18 protein-coding genes and 1 pseudogene are annotated in these 18226 nt (G+C 69.6%); 12 read left to right on the top strand and 7 right to left on the bottom strand.

Annotated elements, in window-relative coordinates; genetic code table 11:
- Positions 1-248 (bottom strand): annotated as a pseudogene (locus AU195_RS15605) (HNH endonuclease signature motif containing protein); the annotation flags it as partial.
- Between the two features lie 94 nt (positions 249-342).
- A complete protein-coding gene (locus AU195_RS15600) occupies positions 343-888 on the bottom strand; it encodes an NUDIX domain-containing protein (RefSeq protein ID WP_059159966.1) in 546 nt (181 codons plus the stop codon).
- A gap of 41 nt (positions 889-929) precedes the next feature.
- Between AU195_RS15600 and AU195_RS15595 the strand changes: the two genes are divergently transcribed.
- Both AU195_RS15595 and AU195_RS15590 read left to right on the top strand, forming a co-directional pair.
- Positions 930-2333 (top strand): acyl-CoA synthetase, encoded by a 1404-nt coding sequence (locus AU195_RS15595; RefSeq protein ID WP_059159965.1) that lies wholly within the window; start codon positions 930-932, stop codon positions 2331-2333.
- A complete protein-coding gene (locus tag AU195_RS15590; protein WP_059159964.1) occupies positions 2324-2671 on the top strand; it encodes a VOC family protein in 348 nt (115 codons plus the stop codon). The genes AU195_RS15595 and AU195_RS15590 overlap by 10 nt, the downstream gene beginning before the upstream one ends.
- Positions 2672-2717: 46 nt before the next feature.
- On the opposite strand, the gene AU195_RS15585 is transcribed toward AU195_RS15590, so the two are convergent.
- Positions 2718-3119, bottom strand: a complete 402-nt coding sequence (locus AU195_RS15585; RefSeq protein WP_059159963.1) for a DUF302 domain-containing protein — start codon at positions 3117-3119, stop codon at positions 2718-2720.
- A gap of 36 nt (positions 3120-3155) precedes the next feature.
- Positions 3156-3425 carry a metal-sensitive transcriptional regulator gene (locus AU195_RS15580; protein WP_059159962.1) on the bottom strand — a complete coding sequence of 90 codons (270 nt, stop codon included), beginning with the start codon at positions 3423-3425 and terminating at the stop codon, positions 3156-3158.
- A 143-nt stretch (positions 3426-3568) separates the two neighbouring features.
- Between AU195_RS15580 and AU195_RS15575 the strand changes: the two genes are divergently transcribed.
- From AU195_RS15575 to AU195_RS15565, 4 genes are read left to right on the top strand one after another with little or no spacing between them, the layout of a single operon-like run.
- Positions 3569-4948, top strand: coding sequence for an MBL fold metallo-hydrolase (locus AU195_RS15575; RefSeq protein ID WP_059159961.1), 1380 nt, complete (start codon positions 3569-3571; stop codon positions 4946-4948).
- An 18-nt stretch (positions 4949-4966) separates the two neighbouring features.
- Entirely contained in the window at positions 4967-5131 is a 165-nt protein-coding gene (locus AU195_RS26480; RefSeq protein WP_502687348.1) for a DUF8730 family Cys-rich protein, read from the top strand.
- Between the two features lie 18 nt (positions 5132-5149).
- Positions 5150-5923: a sulfite exporter TauE/SafE family protein gene (locus tag AU195_RS15570; protein WP_059159960.1), complete on the top strand. Its 774-nt coding sequence runs from the start codon at positions 5150-5152 to the stop codon at positions 5921-5923.
- A 16-nt stretch (positions 5924-5939) separates the two neighbouring features.
- Positions 5940-7301 carry an MBL fold metallo-hydrolase gene (locus AU195_RS15565; protein ID WP_059159959.1) on the top strand — a complete coding sequence of 454 codons (1362 nt, stop codon included), beginning with the start codon at positions 5940-5942 and terminating at the stop codon, positions 7299-7301.
- Here the strand turns inward: AU195_RS15565 and dapD are convergent.
- Positions 7276-8250, bottom strand: coding sequence for a 2,3,4,5-tetrahydropyridine-2,6-dicarboxylate N-succinyltransferase (gene dapD, locus AU195_RS15560; RefSeq protein WP_172800598.1), 975 nt, complete (start codon positions 8248-8250; stop codon positions 7276-7278). The genes AU195_RS15565 and dapD overlap by 26 nt on opposite strands.
- On the opposite strand from dapD, the gene dapE reads away from it, so the two are divergent.
- Positions 8249-9349: a succinyl-diaminopimelate desuccinylase gene (gene dapE, locus AU195_RS15555; RefSeq protein WP_059159957.1), complete on the top strand. Its 1101-nt coding sequence runs from the start codon at positions 8249-8251 to the stop codon at positions 9347-9349. The two genes, dapD and dapE, sit on opposite strands and share 2 nt — an antisense overlap.
- Before the next feature lie 101 nt (positions 9350-9450).
- On the top strand, positions 9451-11070 hold the full coding sequence (locus AU195_RS15550) for an ABC-F family ATP-binding cassette domain-containing protein (protein ID WP_059159956.1): 1620 nt from the start codon (positions 9451-9453) through the stop codon (positions 11068-11070).
- Positions 11071-11073: 3 nt separating this feature from the next.
- Here the strand turns inward: AU195_RS15550 and AU195_RS15545 are convergent, their stop codons facing one another.
- A complete protein-coding gene (locus tag AU195_RS15545; RefSeq protein WP_059159955.1) occupies positions 11074-11724 on the bottom strand; it encodes a type VII secretion target in 651 nt (216 codons plus the stop codon).
- A gap of 9 nt (positions 11725-11733) precedes the next feature.
- A complete protein-coding gene (locus AU195_RS15540; protein ID WP_059159954.1) occupies positions 11734-13842 on the bottom strand; it encodes an ATP-binding protein in 2109 nt (702 codons plus the stop codon).
- Positions 13843-13868: 26 nt separating this feature from the next.
- Here AU195_RS15540 and log point away from each other — a divergent pair, with 26 nt between their 5' ends.
- From log to AU195_RS15520, 4 genes are all read left to right on the top strand, one after another.
- A complete protein-coding gene (log, locus tag AU195_RS15535; RefSeq protein ID WP_059159953.1) occupies positions 13869-14450 on the top strand; it encodes a cytokinin riboside 5'-monophosphate phosphoribohydrolase in 582 nt (193 codons plus the stop codon).
- Positions 14451-14488: 38 nt separating this feature from the next.
- A complete protein-coding gene (gene fadD6 / locus AU195_RS15530; protein WP_059159952.1) occupies positions 14489-16297 on the top strand; it encodes a long-chain-acyl-CoA synthetase FadD6 in 1809 nt (602 codons plus the stop codon).
- A gap of 103 nt (positions 16298-16400) precedes the next feature.
- Positions 16401-17225 (top strand): dihydropteroate synthase, encoded by an 825-nt coding sequence (gene folP, locus AU195_RS15525; protein WP_286149278.1) that lies wholly within the window; start codon positions 16401-16403, stop codon positions 17223-17225.
- The gene (locus AU195_RS15520; protein WP_059159950.1) at positions 17222-18196 is read left to right on the top strand and encodes a glucosyl-3-phosphoglycerate synthase; all 975 of its coding nucleotides are present in this window, start codon (positions 17222-17224) and stop codon (positions 18194-18196) included. Before folP ends, AU195_RS15520 begins: the two co-directional genes overlap by 4 nt.
- Positions 18197-18226 lie beyond the last annotated feature (30 nt).

The raw sequence follows: 18226 nt of genomic DNA, 5'->3' as shown, positions 1-18226 counted from the left end.
ATGCCGGCGCTGATGTTCTGCGCCGCACCCAACTCGTTGCCGACGGCTTTTTCCGGGTCGACGAACCACGCGTCGCGGTCTTCGGGGGTGTCCAGGTCGGTGGCGCGGCCGAACAGCTCGGCCATGGTGGCCTGCTTACGCGCGGCCGCAGCCGCCTCCACCCGCGCCCACCCCGCCGCCGCCGACACCAACGCCGCATAGTCCAACCCCTGCAGGTCGGCGATCTCGGGCAGCGATCCATCAAACACACCACCGACACTCCCCAGCACCCCCGACACAAACCACCCCGAGAACCCCAACCCAGAGAAACCCTGTGGATGAATTCGCCGCTGTGGACAACCCTCAGCGCGGCAAGCGTTCCCGGAGCAGCAGCATCCCGTAGGCGGCGATGCTCTGCGCATCGGTGATCTCGCCGTCGGCGACCATCCGCTCGAACTCGCCCCGCGTGAACCACGCGCTGCGCATGTCCTGCTCCTCGTGCTCACGGTCGTGGTCACCCTCGGTCAGTTCGGTGGCGAGAAACACCCAGCCGCGCTGACTGCTCATCCCGGGCGCCACGTCGAGCAGGCCGAGCTTCGTGATGTTCCCGGCCCGCAGCCCTGTCTCCTCGCGCAACTCCCGCTCGGCCAGGTCGCGCGAGTCCATGTCGGCCCGCCCCGGGGCGGTGCCCTGCGGGAACTCCCACCGGCGCAACCCGAGTGGGTACCGGAACTGCTCCACCAGCTTCAGGCGGTCACCGTCACAGGCGATCACCAGCGCATAGTTCGGCTTGTCGACGACGGCGTAGATCCCGTCACTGCCATCCGGGCGTCTGATGTCGTCCTCGCGCAACGTCAGCCAGTCGTTCCGGTACACCTCGCGCGACGACACCTGCCGGATCGAATCCACGGGCCCAGTATCGCCCAGCCCGGACGAGTAGCCTCGTCGGCGTGTTGCTGACCTCGCTGAACCCCGCCGCGGTGGCCGGCGGCGCCGACATCGCCGACGCGGTCACGATCGGGGAGGCCGTGCTGAGCCGAAGCGATCTCGTCGGGGCCGCCACGTCGGTCGCCGAGCGCGTCGGTGGCGCACACCGGGTGGCGGTGCTGGCCACGCCGACGCCGGCTACCGTGCTGGCGATCACCGGCTGCCTGATCGCGGGCGTCCCCGTCGTACCCGTTCCCGCCGACGTGGGTGTGGCCGAACGCCGCCACATCCTCACAGACTCCGGTGCCCAGGCCTGGCTCGGGGAACAGCCGGACGACACCGACCTTCCACACATCCCGGTCCGCCTGCACGCCCGGTCCTGGCACCGCTATGCCGAACCCCGTCCCGACGACGCCGCGCTGATCATCTACACCTCCGGCACGACAGGCCCGCCGAAGGGCGTCGTCATCAGCCGCCGCGCGATCGCCGCCGACCTCGACGCGCTCGCAGAGGCGTGGCAGTGGACCGCCGAGGACACCCTCGTTCACGGTCTGCCGCTCTACCACGTGCACGGCCTGGTTTTGGGACTGCTCGGCTCTCTGCGCATCGGAAACCGGTTCATCCATACGGGCAAGCCGACCCCCGAGGCTTACGCGCAGGCGCGGGGCACGCTCTACTTCGGGGTGCCGACGGTGTGGTCCCGCATCGCCGCCGACGACAACGCCGCCCGCGCACTGACGTCAGCGCGGCTGCTGGTGTCGGGCAGTGCGCCGCTGCCGGTTCCGGTGTTCGACCGGTTGGCGGGCTCGACGGGGCATGAGGTGGTGGAGCGCTACGGCAGCACCGAGTCGCTGATCACCCTCAGCACCCGCGTCGACGGGGAACGCCGTCCCGGCTGGGTGGGACTCCCGCTGACCGGTGTGCAGACCCGTCTCGTCGGCGACGACGGTGCGCCCGTGCCCCACGACGGCGAAACCATTGCGCGCCTGCAGGTTAAGGGCCCGATGCTGTTCGTCGGCTACCTGAACCGGCCGGACGCGACGGCAGGCGTGCTCGACGCGGACGGGTGGTACCGCACCGGTGATGTGGCGGTCGTCGATGCGGACGGTATGCACCGCATCGTCGGGCGCGAGTCGGTCGACCTGATCAAGACCGGCGGCTACCGGGTCGGGGCGGGGGAGATCGAGACGGTGCTGCTGGGTCACGACGGCGTCGACGAGGCCGCAGTGGTCGGGGTGCCCGATGACGACCTCGGCCAGCGCATCGTCGCGTTCGTCGTCGGTGACGCGACGCCGGCCACACTGATCGACTATGTGGCCGAACAACTCTCAGCGCACAAGCGGCCCCGTGAAGTGCGCCTCGTCGACAGCCTGCCCCGCAATGCGATGGGCAAAGTGCTCAAGAAGGAGCTGACGCAATGGGTTTGACGTTCACCGATCTGTGCGTCGACGCCGCCGACATCCACGCGCTCGGCGGCTGGTGGGCCGAGGTGCTCGGATACACTCAGGAGGTCACCGACGACGGCGACGTGATCCTCCGGCCACCGGACGGTACCGGCCCGAACATCCTGTTCCTCGCCGTGCCGGACGACAAGGTGGTCAAGAACCGCCTGCACATCGACCTCACACCCGACGACCAGCAGGCCGAGGTGGACCGGCTGATCCGGCTCGGGGCCCGCCGGGTCGACATCGGTCAGGGCGACCAAAGCTGGGTGGTGCTGGCCGATCCGGAGGGCAACGAGTTCTGCGTCCTCTCCGGCGAATGACGCGCCGACGCGTCGGGCGAATGAGCCCGGCGCGAGGATCTCGCCGTCAGGCGGCGGCAAGGGCGTCGATGGCGGCCTGCAGCCGGGTGGTGACCTCTTCGGCGATCGGTTGCAGCTGCGGTTCACCGCTGACGTCCACGAGCAGCTGCGGGTTCATCGCCTCGACCAGGGTGGTCTGCGGATCGTCGGGATCGCTGCGCACCACCACGTTGCACGGCAGCAGCAGGCCGATCTGCCGGTCCACGCCGATTGCGCGGTGGGCCAGCGGGGGATTGCAGGCGCCGAGAATCAGGTAGTTCTCCATGTCCTCGTCGAGTTTGTTCTTCAGTGTGGACTTGACGTCGATCTCGGTGAGGACGCCGAAACCCTGTTCCGACAACGCCTCACGCGTACGCGCCACGGCGTCGTCGAAGGTCGTCTTGAGGCTGGTGGACAGTGCGATGCTCATCGTGACTCCTTTGTCGATTCGTCCGGCCGATGCGGATCAAGCCAGTGCGAGGAACAGCTTCTCGAGCTCGGCGACCGTCATGGGGTCCCTCGCATCGGCACCCTCACCCGCGACGCATTCCCGCAATCCGGTGGCCACAATCTTGAATCCGGCGCGGTCGAGCGCGCGTGACACCGCGGCCAGCTGTGTCACGACATCCTTGCATTCGCGCCCCTGCTCGATCATCGAGATGACGCCGCCGAGTTGACCCTGGGCCCGGCGGAGCCGGTTGAGAACCGCGTCGATGGCTTCCTGGTCGCCGACCATGGCTGTTCCTTTCGTCTACCTACGGGCCAGCATACCCGTCCGGGTATCACCCTGTAGATAGCTGGACGCTTGAAATAATTACCCGCGGGGGTATTGTTACGAACCATATATACCCCCTAGGGTATCTATCGAAAGGATGGCCGATGATCCTCGAGCAGTACTACATCGAGTGTCTGTCGCACGCGTCGTACCTGATCGGTGACGAAACCACCGGTCGCGCCGTCGTCGTCGACCCGCGCCGCGACATCACCGACTACCTGTTCGACGCGCGCAGATACGGTCTGACGATCGAGGGTGTCATCAACACCCACTTCCACGCCGACTTCGTCTCGGGCCACCTGGAGCTCGTCGACGCCACCGGCGCCTGGATCGGCTTCGGAGAGGCCGCCGAGACCGACTACCCGATCCGCCGCCTCGCCGACGGCGAGCACCTCTCACTGGGGCAGGTGGACCTGGAGATCCTGTCCACCCCCGGCCACACCTGGGAATCGATCAGCGTGCTCGTCCGCGAGCGTGTCGACGCCGAACCCGTGGCCGTGCTGACCGGGGACTCGCTGTTCATCGGCGACGTCGGCCGACCGGATCTGGTCAACATCGGCGACAGCTCGACCGGCGACCTCGCCCGGGCGATGTACCACACGATCCACGACACGCTGATGGCCCTGCCCGATGGCGTCACCGTGATGCCCGCCCACGGCGCCGGCTCGTCGTGCGGCAAGAACCTGTCCACCGAACTCACCTCCACCATCGGCGAACAGCGCAGGAGCAACCCATCGGTGCAGCCGATGAGCGAAGACGCCTTCGTCGCGATGATCACCGAGGGGCAACCGGCTGCACCCGCGTACTTCGCCTCCGATGCCGCCATGAACAAGCGGATCCACCCGCTGCTGGTCCAGGACCGTCTCGTGCCCCGCATGACGCCGCAGCAGGTGCGCACCGCCCTCGACAGCGGGGTGCGGGTGGTGGACGCCCGCACCGTCGACGACTTCGCCGCGGGACACCTGCGCGGGTCGGTCAACGTCGGCTTCGACGGCCGATTCGCCGAGACCGGCGGCATGGTGGCCGACGTCGGCGACCCGATCGCCCTGATCACGTATCCGGGCGAGGAGCAGGAAGCCGCGCTGCGGCTGGCCCGCATCGGCTCCGACAACGCCATCGGCTACCTCAACGTCGGTCGCGACGGTCGGTTCCCCGCCGAGCTGGCCGATCTGGTGCGCACCGCCCCTCGTACGACGGTCGCCGAATTCGACCGGCTGCTGGCCGAGGATGCGGTGACGCTGATCGACATCCGCAACCCCGGCGAGCGCGAAGCGGGCGCCATCCCCGGCTCCTTGCCCATTCCGCTCGCGCAGCTGCGGACGCGACTGGGCGAGGTGCCCGCCGGTAAGCCGATCGTCCTGCACTGCGCGGGCGGCTGGCGATCCAGCGTTGCGGCGTCGTTGTTGCGTGCCAACGGTTTCGAGCAGGTATCCGACCTGCTCGGTGGATACAACGCGTGGGTCGACGCCCACGCGACGCTCTGATCGGGAAAGGAGAGGCAGATGTGTTACGCCGTCACGTGCCCGTCCTGCGGCAAGACGTCGTGGGACGGCTGCGGCCAGCACGTCGACGACGTGATGCGGTCGGTTCCGGCCGCGGACCGTTGTCGCTGCGAACGAGCCGCTGCACCACCGCGCCGCACCGCCGGCCGGTTCTGGCGCCGGTGACCGGGTAGAGGAGGTCGTATGGCGGTGGCGACAGGACTGGGCCTCGGTGCGCTGATCGGCGTCCTGCTGGGGTTGCTGGGCGGCGGGGGATCGATCCTCGCCGTCCCCGCGCTGGTCTACGGGATGGGACTCGGAATCGAGCAGGCCATCCCCATCTCGCTGATCGTCGTCGCCGCGGCCTCCGTCGTCGGGGTGCTGCCGAAAGTCCGTGCCGGACAGGTGCAGTGGCGGCTCGCCGGCATCTTCGCGGCGGCCGGCGTCCCCGCGACCGTCGTCGGCAGCGCGATCAGCAGGCACCTACCCCAGTCGGCGCTGCTGATCGGGTTCGCGGCGGTGATGGTGGTCGCCGGTACCCGCATGCTCACCGACCAGGAGAACACCGGCACCGCATGCGAGGTCCGGGGCGGGCGGGTGAACTGGCGGCGCTGCGCACCCCGGTCGATCGGCGCCGGCCTGCTGGTCGGACTGTTGACCGGCCTCTTCGGCGTCGGCGGCGGGTTCCTCATCATCCCGGCGCTCGTCGTGGTGCTCGGCGTCGAGATGGCCACGGCCATCGGCACTTCGCTGCTCATCATCACCGCCAACTCCGTCGCCGGCGTGCTCTCCCACCTCGACGCCGTCACCGTCGACTGGACGGTGACCGCGGTGTTCGTCGCCGCGGCGATGGCGGCGTCGCTGGTGGCCGGACATCTCGGCACCAAGATCGACACCGGCCGGCTGCAACGGTGGTTCGCCTACCTCGTGTTCGCCGTCGCCGCATACGTACTCGTCGACACCATCTTCCTACGCTGACCCAGAAGGGATCTCCATGGACGTCTCCATCATCGAAACCTCAGGACTCGGTGACCGCAGTTACCTGATCAGCGACGGTGACACCGCCGTCGCGATCGATCCGCAGCGCGACATCGACCGCGTGCTCGCACTCGCGGCCGAACGCCGCGCACGCATCACCCACGTGCTGGAGACCCACCTGCACAACGACTACGTGACCGGCGGGCTGGAACTCTCGCGCACCGTCGGAGCCGAATACGTGGTGCCCGCGGGCGATGACGTCGGCTACACCCGGCGCGCCGTCACCGACGGTGATGTCATCGAGGCCGGACCCATCCGGTTGGAGGTGATCCACACGCCGGGCCACACCCATCACCACGTCAGCTATGTGCTGCGCGACGACACCGGCGCGGTCCACGGCGTCTTCACCGGCGGCTCGATGCTGTTCGGGACCACTGGACGCACCGATCTGGTCGCGGCCGACGACACCGAAGAGCTCACGCACGCGCAGTACCACTCGGTGCGCAGGCTCGCCGAGTGCCTACCCGGCGATACCCGCGTCTACCCGACCCACGGATTCGGCAGTTTCTGTTCGGCGACACCGGCTTCCGGCGACGCGTCGACCATCGGCGAACAGCGGCAGGCCAACCCGGCGCTCACCCAGGACGAACAGAGCTTCGTCGACGAACTGCTCGCCGGACTGGCGGCCTACCCCGCCTACTACGCGCACATGGGCGTCATCAACCGCGAGGGCCCCGCACCGGTCGACCTCACACCGCCCGCGCCCGTCGACCCCACCGAACTGCGCCGCCGGATCGAAGCCGGTGAATGGGTGGTCGACCTGCGCACCCGCACCGCGTTCGCCGCGGGACACCTGCAGGGAACCCTCGGTTTCGAGCTGTCCGGGTCCTTCGTCAGCTACTTCGGCTGGCTCTACGAGTGGGGCGCCCCGGTGACGCTGATCGGGGAGTCGCAGGACCAGATCAACGACGCCAAACGGGAACTGGTGCGCATCGGGGTGGACCGGCTCACCGGTTCGGCCACCGGCGACATCGACGACCTGCGCGACGGGGCCGCGATCGGCAGCTATCCGGTGTCCGATTTCGCCGGCCTGGCAACACAACTGGAGGATGACGCGGTTGCCGTACTCGACGTGCGGCAGAGCCACGAATACGACGACGACCACATCACCGGAGCCGTCAACGTCCCGCTGCACGAACTCCCACAGCGACTCGACGACGTCCCCGCCGGAACGGTCTGGGTGCACTGCGCGTCGGGCTACCGGTCGTCGATCGCGGCGTCCGTCCTCGACCGTGCCGGCCGCGACGTCGTCCTGATCGACGACGATTTCGACAACGCCAAAGGATTGCCGCTCAGTTCGCGTGCAGCGCCTCGTTGAGCGTGATGCCGGACCCGTCGCGCTTGACCACCTCGACGGCGCCGGACACCGAATTGCGCCGGAACAACAGGTTGTTCGCGCCGGAGAGCTCCCGGGCCTTCACCGTCTGCCCGTCCGACGTCTGCACCTTGGTGCCCGCGGTGACGTAGAGACCGGCCTCCACGACGCAGTCGTCGCCCAGCGAGATGCCCACCCCGGCGTTGGCGCCGAGCAGGCAGCGCTTGCCGACGGAGATGACCTCCTTGCCGCCACCGGACAGGGTGCCCATGATCGAGGCGCCGCCACCGACGTCGGAGCCGTCGTCGACCACGACACCGGCCGAGATCCGGCCCTCCACCATCGACGAACCCAGGGTGCCGGCGTTGTAGTTCACGAAGCCCTCGTGCATCACCGTCGTGCCCGCGGCGAGGTGCGCACCCAGCCGCACGCGGTCGGCGTCGGCGATGCGCACACCCGTCGGGGCCACGTAGTCGACCATCCGGGGGAACTTGTCGATGCCGAAGACGGTGACCGCGCCGCGGCGCCGGAGCCGGGCGCGGACGGTCTCAAAGCCGTCGACCACGCACGGCCCGTAGTTGGTCCAGACCACGTTGGCCAGCACCCCGAAGATGCCGTCCATGTTCGCGCCGCGCGGCTGGATCAGCCGGTGTGAGAGCAGGTGCAACCGCAGGTAGGCGTCGTACCCGTCGGCCGGCTTATCCTCCAGCGACCCGATGACGGTGCGCACGACGACGATGTCGACGTCGCGGTCCTCGTCGCGGCCGGTGAGCTCGCCGAGTTCGGCGGGCACCTCGGCAATAGACAGACGCACCGTGCCCGACTGGCCGAGGTCCGCGCCCAGTTCGGGCGCCGGGTACCAGGTGTCGAGGACGGTTCCGTCGGCGGCGATGGTGGCCAGGCCGATTCCTGCAGCTGAAGTCACGGGGCTAGAGATTACCGTTGACCCCATGGTCTCCCCACAGGCTCTTCGCGCAAGCGGCTCATCGCTCGACCTCCGTGGTGACCCCGTCGACCTGACCGCCGCCCTGGTCGACATCCCCAGCGAATCGCGTCACGAGAAGCGCATCGCCGACGAGATCGAAGCCGCGCTACGCGAACAGACCGAGGGCTTCGAGGTCATCCGCAACGGTGACGCGGTGCTGGCCCGCACCAACCGTGGGCTGCCCTCCCGCGTGCTGCTGGCCGGGCACATCGACACGGTGCCCGCCGCCGACAACGTCCCCAGCCGCCTGGTGGGTGACGAACTCCACGGCTGCGGCACCTCCGACATGAAGTCCGGCGACGCGGTGTTCCTGCACCTCGCCGCGACCGTGACGCAGCCCGCCCACGACATCACGCTGGTGATGTACGACTGCGAGGAGATCGAGGCGTCGGCCAACGGGCTCGGCCGCATCGAACGCGAACTGCCCGACTGGCTGCAGGCCGACGTCGCGATCCTCGGCGAACCGTCCGGCGGCTTCATCGAGGCCGGTTGCCAGGGCACCCTCCGAGTCGTGGTGCGCACCACCGGGACACGGGCGCATTCTGCACGAAGTTGGTTGGGCGACAACGCGATTCACAAACTCGCCCCGGTCCTCGACCGGTTGGCGGCCTATCAGGCGCGCAGCGTCGACATCGACGGCTGCGTCTACCGCGAAGGGCTCTCCGCGGTCCGGATAGACGGCGGCATCGCCGGCAACGTGATCCCCGACGCCGCGTCGGTCACCGTCAACTTCCGATTCGCGCCCGACCGCACCGTCGAGCAGGCGCTGACCCATGTGCACGAGGTGCTCGACGGACTCGACATCGCCATCGAGCAGACCGACGCGGCCGCCGGGGCGCTACCGGGGCTGACGAAGCCGGCCGCCGCGGCCCTGGTCGAGGCGGCCGGCGGGCGGGCGCGGGCGAAGTACGGGTGGACCGACGTGGCGCGGTTCGCGGCGCTGGGCATCCCCGCCGTCAACTACGGGCCGGGTGATCCGAACCTCGCCCACCGCGCGGACGAGCGGGTCGAGGTAGGCCAGATCACCGCGACCACCGGCGTGCTGCGGCGCTACTTATCCGCTTGACCGTCTCCGTATCGTGAGAAGCATGCTGGGAATCGACGCCTGAGCCGTCCTGTTCCGTTCCGCGGTGCCGCCGTACCCGCAGCTCACGAGAGATCCCACGCATGTCCGATCCATCGATCGTCTGTTCCGGCCTGTCCTTCGCCTGGCCCGACGACACCGTTGTCTTCGCCGACCTGTCCGCCTCCTTCAACCCGGGCCGCACCGGGCTGGTCGCCCCCAACGGTGCGGGCAAATCGACCCTGCTGCGGTTGATCGCGGGCGAACTCCGGCCGTCGGCCGGCACCGTGACGGTCACCGGTTCGCTCGGTCATCTCCCGCAGACCCTGCCGTTGGCCGCCGGCCTCACCGTCGCCGACGTGCTCGGCGTCGCCCCGGTGATCGCCGCATTGAACGCGCTGGCCGCCGGTGACGCCGGCGACGCCGTGTTCACCGCGATCGGCGACGACTGGGACGTCGAGGAACGCGCCCGCGCCCAACTGGACCGGCTGGGGCTCGACCACGTCGGTCTCGATCGTCGCCTCGAAACGCTGTCCGGGGGCGAGATCGTGTCGCTCGGCTTGGCGGCACAACTCCTCGAGCGGCCCGACGTCCTGCTGCTCGACGAGCCGACCAACAACCTCGACGCCGGGGCGAGGCGTTCGCTGTACGCCGCGCTCGACGAGTTCGGCGGCACCCTGCTGCTGGTCAGCCACGACCGGGTGCTGCTCGACCGGATGGACCGGATCGCCGAGCTGAGCCGCGGCGAGATCGTCTTCTACGGCGGCGGTTTCACGGTCTACCGGGAGGCGGTGGCGCTCGAGCAGCGGGCGGCAGAGAGCGACCTGCGCAACGCCGAACAACAGCTCAAACGCGAGAAACGGCAGATGCAGGAGGCCCGTGAACGCGCGGTGCGGCGGGCGAACACCGCCGCCCGCAACCTCTCCGACGCCGGTCTGCCGAAGATCCTCGCCGGAGCGAGAAAGCGCAGAGCGCAGGAGTCCGCGGGCAAGGCCGACGATGTCCACGCCAGGCGGGTGGGGGACGCGCGAGCACGGGTCGACGACGCCGAGCGTTCCCTGCGGGACGACGACGCGATCGTGCTGGACCTGCCGGACACCCACGTGCCCGCGGGCCGGACCCTGTTCACCGGCCGGGGGTTGCGTGCCCACCGAGGCGAGCGAATTCTGTTCGCGGACAACGGGATCGATCTCTCCGTCCGCGGGCCGGAGCGCATCGCGCTGACGGGGCCGAACGGCGCGGGCAAATCCACGCTGCTGCGGATCGTCGCCGGAGCCGTCGAGCCCGACGCCGGTGTCGTACAGCGGGCCGACGGACGCACCGCCTACATCTCGCAGCGGCTGGACCTGCTCGACGACGATCTGTCGGTGGCCGATAACCTGGCTCGCTTCGCCCCCGACATGACGGTGACCAGGAGTCGACACCTGTTGGCGCAGTTCCTGTTCCGCGGTGACCGGATCCAGCTGCCGGTGTCGGCGCTCTCGGGTGGGGAGCGGCTGCGGGCGACGCTGGCGTGCGTGCTCTACGGCGAAACCGCGCCGCAACTGCTGCTGCTCGACGAACCGACCAACAACCTCGACCTGGTGAGCGTCGGCCAGCTGGAGTCGGCGCTCGACGCGTACCGGGGGGCCTTCGTGGTGGTCAGCCACGACGAGCGGTTTCTGGCCGAGATCGGCGTGAACCGGTGGCTGCGCCTGGCCGACGGGGTGCTGGCCGAGATGTGAGGGTCAGACCTGCTGCGTCGGGGGCGGGGTGGCCGGCTCGGGCTCACCCTCGCGCGTCTCGTCCACGGGCGCCCGTTCGGATTCGGGGCCCGCCTGCGCGCCGGTCTCCCCGGCGGCGCCCGTCGCCGACTCCACGATCTGCTGTACGCCCTGCATCACCTGCTGCGGGATCTGCTGTGCCGCCTGCGCGATGCCCTGCATCGCACCGCTGCCCTGCTGACCTGACTGCCCGAATTGGCCGAGCTGACCCAGCATCTGGGCGATCGCGCCGGTCGCCCCGCCCGCCGCGTTGGCACCACCACTCGCCGGACCGCTCGCATTCGGAGGAGTCCCGGCGCCGGCGTCGCCCATGGCCGCCTTGAGCTTGCCCGCCGAACGTTCGTCGCCCTTGTCATAGGCCGCGGCGGCCTTGCGGAGCAGCTCGGCGATCTTGTCACCGCTGTTGGCGGTGGTCTGCAGCGTGCCCTGCCGCGCCCCGAGCAGGGTGCCGAGCGCGTTCTGCACCGCGAAGGCGACCTGCCCGTGGGAGGTCTCGACACCCGCGACGGTCGGGGAGCCACCCATCAGTTGGGAGACGCCCGCGGCGATCTCGGCATGCTTCTCGGAGAACTGGCGCAGCCCATCGGTCTGCACGAACAGCGGCCCACCGGTCATGGAGCCAGTTTAAGGGCGGGCCGGCGGACCGGTCGGCGGCAGTTTCCCGGTGCGCGCGGCGTCGGCCTGGCGTACGGCGTCGGCCGCGGCGCCCTGCAGGCCCATCCCGGCGAACGCCGCTGCCGCCTCGTCCAGACCGGCCGGATCCGACGCCGTGAAGGCCCTGGCGTGCAGGAGGGCGATCCGCCCGAACGCGCAGTCGACGCCGAGGCGGGCCATGTGGTCGGCGGCGCGGGCATCACCGAGGCGCACCGCGATGTGCAACGCCCGCAGCGCCACCGCCAGCTGACCGCCCCGCTCGGCGGCGCGAGCCGCGTCACGGGCCGCCGCGACCGCTCCGTGGGTGTCGCGCCGCGCCGACATCGTCCATGCCCGGCCGAGACCGAGTTCGGGCGCGAACAGCATCGACTTGAGCCCGTGCCGAGACTCGGCGCGGGCCAACGCCTTACCGGCCTCGACGGCGGCGCCCTGCTCACCGAGGGCCTGCGCGAGCAGCATCCACGCCAACGGACCCCACGAATAACCCGTCGGTGCGAGCGCCGCGGCGGCCTCACGCAACAGAGCCACCGCGTCGTCCACGTCACCGCGGGCGATGAGGACGTCGGCGATCAGCACCTCGCCGATGGCCCGGCCCGGCTGCTGCAGTTCGGCGAAATCGGTGAGCCGGCGGGCCAGTTCGTGTGCGCGGTCCAGGTCGCCGGACATCATCAGCGCCGTCGTCTGTCCGAACCCGCTGGTGAACCGCAGCAGGCCGGGATGATGGGCGGCGGCCGCCCGCTCCGCCAGCGCGTCGACCTCGGCGAACCGGCCCATCCGCGCACAGCTGAGGGCCGCGGCGGCGGCCGCCCACCCGATCGCCGTGTCGTCGGCGTCCGCGGAGGCCAGTACCTCGGAGGCGATCTCCACCGCCCTTGCCGGCGTGCCCGCGTTCATCGCGAAAGTCGATGACAGCGCGTCGATGGTCGTCCTGGCGCCCTGGCGCTGGACCCGCTTGCGCACCGTGCGCAGGAACGCCGTCGCCCGTTCGGGTTCCGACAGCATCCAGAACCGGTTCGCCGCGCACGGCAGCGCCCACGCCATCAACTCCGTATCGGTGAGCGAGGCCTCGTCGACACCGGCGAGCACCTCGTCCGCGTCGCGTCCGCGGCCCTGCCAACCGAGCGCGTAGCCCAGCGCCAACCGGGCCCGCAGGTCACCTGGATCCTGCATCGCCGCCCGCGCCAACCGTTCGCTCAACCGGAGGTCGCCGAGCCGCAAGGCCTCCTCGGCCGCGGACGTCAACTCCGCGGCGGGCACCGGGTGGTCGCTGTCGAGCGCCATCGCCGCCACCCGCAGTCGCTCCAGCACACCCGTCGGGCGGCCGGCCGACAGCCGGGCCACCACCTCGGTGCGCAGCCTGCGCAGTTCCGGCCCGCCGATCAGATCCCGCACGGCGTCGACGAACAGCGGATGCCCGGCACGGACCGACGCACCGTCGACGCTGACCGCTCCTGCCGCGGTCGCCGCGGCCACGGCATCCTCACCGGCCAGCTGACCCAACTGCGCCGTCGGCAGCGGATCGCACACCGCCAGGTACTCCAGCGCGTGCCGCGCCGGGACGGGGAGATCGGCGATGAACGACTCGACCTGCGCCGCCACCCGGGCGTCGTCGTGTCCCGGCGGCTGCAGGTCGATGCGGGCCAGCAGATCGTCCTCCCACAGCGCCGCCAACGGCGCGGGCACGGGCCCGTCTGCGGCCACCGACACCACCAGGCTCGCGGTGCCGGTCAGGCCGAGCTGGTACAGCAGGGTCGCCGACAGCGGGTCGAGGAGGTGCGCGTCGTCGACGTACAGCACCTGATCGCGCAGCCTCTCGCGCGCGGCCCGCACGATCGCGGCGGTCTTGCCGGTGGCCGGGATGTCGATCAGATCGCCCAAGGCGCCGAACGGGATGACGGCCTGCGACGCGGTTGCCGTCACCGCCGGGCCCGGCCCCAGACGCTGCGCGGCCGCCCGCAGCAACGTCGTCTTACCCACCCCGGCCGGGCCGATGAGGACCGCGCCGGAGCGCCCGCGAACCCCCGCCTCGATGGCTTCCAGCGCCGGTTCGTGCGGCGCCACCACCCAGTCGACAGGCACCGCCGGATTGTAGGACCGTCTAGGTTGTGCGTGTGCCCGATCGACCCGACCGCGCGTGGGCGGTCTGTGTGTACTGCGCCTCCAGCCCGACCGACGAGCGGTTGCTGAACCTGGCCGCCCGCGTCGGTGAGGCGATCGCCGACCGCGGTTGGACCCTGGTGTCCGGCGGCGGAAACGTCTCGGCCATGGGAGCCGTCGCGCACGCCGCGCGTGCCCACGGCGGCCGGACCGTCGGCGTGATCCCCAAGGCGCTGGTGCACCGGGAGGTGGCCGATGTCGACGCCGACGAACTCGTCGTCACCGACACGATGCGTGAGCGCAAGCAGGTGATGGAGGAGCGCGCCGACGCGTTTCTGTCGCTTCCCGGCGGTATCGGCACACTCGAGGAATTTTTCGAAGCCTGGACTGCGGCGTATTTGGGTATGCATAGCAAGCCGGTGGTGATGCTCGATCCGATCGGTCACTACGACGGCCTGCTGGCCTGGTTGCACGGGTTGGTCGACAGCGGTTACGTCGCCCGCGGTGCGCTGGAACGGCTGATCGTCGTCAGCGACCTCGACGAGGCGATGGAAGCGTGCGCCCCTCGCCTCCAGTTCGGGCGTGGTTAGGTGTTGCGCACGGACGACGATCGGAGGGGTTGCACCGCATGAGCGACGAGAAATCGGGGACTCGGCACAGCGTCGGGTTGTTCGACATCGCCGGCCAGGTTCCGGGTCTGATCATGGATGTGCCCGTGATCGTCCGTGGCGTGCTGACGGGGTTTCTGGCACGCCCGTCGGCAAAGACGTCGATCGGGAAGGTGTTCCAGGAGCGGGCCGCCAAACACGCCGACAAGGTCTTCCTCAAGTTCGAGGATCGAGAGGTCACCTACCGCGAGGCGAACGAGACGGTGAACCGCTACGCGGCCGTGCTCGCCCAGCGCGGTGTCGGGCCCGGTGACGTCGTCGGGATCATGTTGCGCAATTCGCCCGAACCGATCCTGCTGATGCTGGCGGCGGTGAAGTGCGGCGCGATCTCCGGGATGCTCAACTACAACCAGCGTGGCGACGTGCTCGAGCACAGCCTCGGCCTGCTGTCGGCGAAGGTCGTTGTCGCCGACCCCGACTTCCTCGAGCCGATCCGGGAGTGCGGCGCCGACACCGACAACCTGATCGACCTCGACGAGTTCCAGTCGCTCGCCGAGTCCCAGTCGACGTCGAACCCGTCGTCCGCCTCCGAGGTACACGCGAAGGACAAGGCGTTCTACATCTTCACCTCGGGCACCACCGGGATGCCCAAGGCCAGCGTGATGACGCACTACCGCTGGCTGCGCGCGCTCGCCGGGTTCGGGGGCATGGGCATGCGGCTGAACAGTGACGACGTCGTCTACTGCTGCCTGCCGCTCTACCACAACAACGCGTTGACCGTCGCCCTGTCCTCGGTGCTCAACTCCGGGGCGACGCTGGCGATCGGCAAGTCGTTCTCGGCGTCGAAGTTCTGGGACGACGTGATCCGCTACGACGCCACCGCATTCGTCTACATCGGAGAGATCTGCGCCTACCTGCTCAACCAGCCCGAGAAGGACACCGACCGCAAGCATCGGGTGCGGGTGGTCGCCGGAAACGGTCTGCGGCCGGCCATCTGGGACCAGTTCACCGAACGGTTCGGCATCGACCGGGTGTGCGAGTTCTACTCCGCCAGCGAGAGCAACACCGCGTTCGTCAACTTCTTCAACCTCGACAAGACGACAGGCATCTGCCCGACCCCGGTGGCGTTCGTCGAATACGACGAGGAGTCCGGCGACCCGGTCCGCGACGACAAGGGCCGGGTGAAGAAGGTCCGCCGCGGCCAGCCGGGTCTCCTGCTGAGCAAGGTGAGCAGCTTCCAGCCGTTCGACGGCTACACCGACGACAAGGAGTCCGAGAAGAAGCTCGTGCGCGACGCCTTCAAGGACGGCGACGTGTGGTTCAACACCGGCGACCTGATGCGTTCGCAGGGCTTCGGGCACGCGGCGTTCACCGACCGGCTGGGCGACACCTTCCGCTGGAAGGGCGAGAACGTCGCCACCACCGAGGTGGAGGCCGCGGTGTCGACGGATCCGCAGGTCGAGGAGTGCACGGTGTTCGGCGTCGAGGTGCCCGACACCGGCGGCCGCGCCGGCATGGTGGCGATCCAGCTCAAGGACGGTCAGGAGTTCGACGGCAAGGCGCTGGCGAAGGCCGCGTTCGACAAGTTGCCGGTCTACGCGGTGCCGCTGTTCGTTCGCGTGGTGGAGGAACTCGCGCACACCTCGACCTTCAAGAGTCAGAAGGTCGACCTGCGCAAGGAGGGCTACGGCGGCAGTAGCGGCGAGGGCGACGACGAGGACGTCAAGATCGACGACCCGATCTATGTGCTGTCCGGCCCCGACGAGGGTTACGTCCCGTTCTACGACGAGTACCTGACCGAGGTGAAGGACGGCAAGAAGCCGAAATAGCGGCCGGCCGCGCTCACACACGCCGGAAGCACGCCGTCCGTAGCCTGAAGAGGTGGAGTCGACCTTCTGCGGACGCCGCGTGGCCGGTGACCGTGCCTTGATCATGGCGATCGTGAACCGGACGCCGGACTCGTTCTACGACCGGGGCGCGACGTTCACCGACGAGGCCGCCAAATCCGCCGCGCACCGCGTCATCGAGGACGGGGCCGACGTCGTCGACGTCGGGGGAGTGAAGGCCGGGCCCGGTCAGACCGTGGACGCCGACGCGGAGATCGCTCGCGTCGTGCCGTTCATCGAGTGGTTGCGCGGCACGTTCCCGGACGTCGTGATCAGCGTCGACACCTGGCGTGCGGCGGTGGCGAAACAGGCCTGCGCCGCCGGTGCCGATCTGATCAACGACACCTGGGGCGGTGTCGACCCGGAACTGCCCGCGGTCGCCGCGGAGTTCAACGCCGGCCTGGTGTGCTCGCACACCGGCGGAGCGGTGCCGCGCACCCGCCCGTTCCGCGTGAACTACGGCATCACCGAACGCGGCGTGGTCGACGACGTCATCGCCGAGGTCACCTCGGCCGCGCAGCGGGCGGTCGCCGCGGGCGTGGCGCCCGACCGCATCCTCATCGATCCGACGCACGATTTCGGCAAGAACACTTACCACGGTCTTAGTTTGTTGCGGCACGTGGAAGAGCTTGTAAAAACTGGATGGCCGGTCCTGATGGCGCTGAGCAACAAGGACTTCGTCGGGGAGACTCTGGGTGTGGGTTTGACTGAACGCCTCGAGGGCACCCTCGCTGCAACCGCTCTGGCTGCCTCGGCCGGGGCGGCGATGTTCCGGGTGCACGAGGTCGGGCCCACTCGGCGCGTACTGGAGATGGTCGCGTCGATTCAAGGCGTGCGTCCGCCGACGCGCACGGTGAGGGGACTGGCATGACTGTTGTTTCGCGGTTACCGGAACTGGAGACACCCGAACTGCACTCCGCCGATGCGATCGCGCGGCACCGCTGGTTCGACACCCACAGCTGGAACCGACCGACGTGGACGATCGACGAACTCGAAGCCGCCAAGGCCGGACGCACCGTGTCGGTGGTCCTGCCCGCGCTCAACGAGGAGGAGACCGTGGCAGGGGTGATCGAGACGATCAGCCCGCTGCTCGGAGGCCTGGTCGACGAGTTGATCGTGCTGGACTCCGGCTCCACCGACGACACCGCGATCCGGGCGCTGGCCGCCGGAGCGCGGGTGGTCAGCCGTGAGACCGCACTGCCGGAGGTGAGCCCGCAGCCGGGTAAGGGTGAGGTGCTGTGGCGCTCGCTGGCCGCGACCACCGGCGACGTGGTGGCCTTCGTCGACTCCGACCTGCTCGACCCCGATCCGATGTTCGTGCCGAAACTGCTCGGCCCGCTGCTGCTCACCCCGGGTGTGCATCTGGTCAAGGGTTTCTACCGGCGGCCGCTGAAGGTGAGCGGCCGCGAGGACGCCAACGGCGGCGGCCGCGTCACCGAACTGGTGGCCCGTCCGCTGCTGGCGTCGCTGCGGCCCGAGCTGACCTGCCTGCTGCAACCGCTGGGCGGCGAGTACGCCGGCACCCGCGAACTGCTCACCTCGGTGCCCTTCGCACCCGGCTACGGCGTGGAGATCGGCCTGCTGGTCGACACCTACGACCGGCTGGGGCTCGACGGCATCGCCCAGGTCAACCTCGGCGTGCGCAGCCACCGCAACCGCCCGCTGACCGAACTGGCGTCGATGAGCCGCCAGGTCATCGCGACGCTGATGTCACGCTGCGGGGTCGGTGACTCCGGCGTCGGGCTCACCCAGTTCTTCGCCGACGGGGAGGGGTTCACCCCGCGCGCATCGGGCGTCTCGCTCGAGGACCGGCCGCCGATGGTCACGCTGCGTCCGCGATGAGCGCTCGCGCGCAGAGCAGACTGCCCGGCT

Origin of the sequence: Mycobacterium sp. IS-1496 (genome assembly GCF_001499995.1) — a bacterium.
GTDB lineage: Bacteria > Actinomycetota > Actinomycetes > Mycobacteriales > Mycobacteriaceae > Mycobacterium.
Note: the sequence above shows the minus strand (reverse complement) of the source record. Positions and strands in the feature narration are given on the sequence as shown.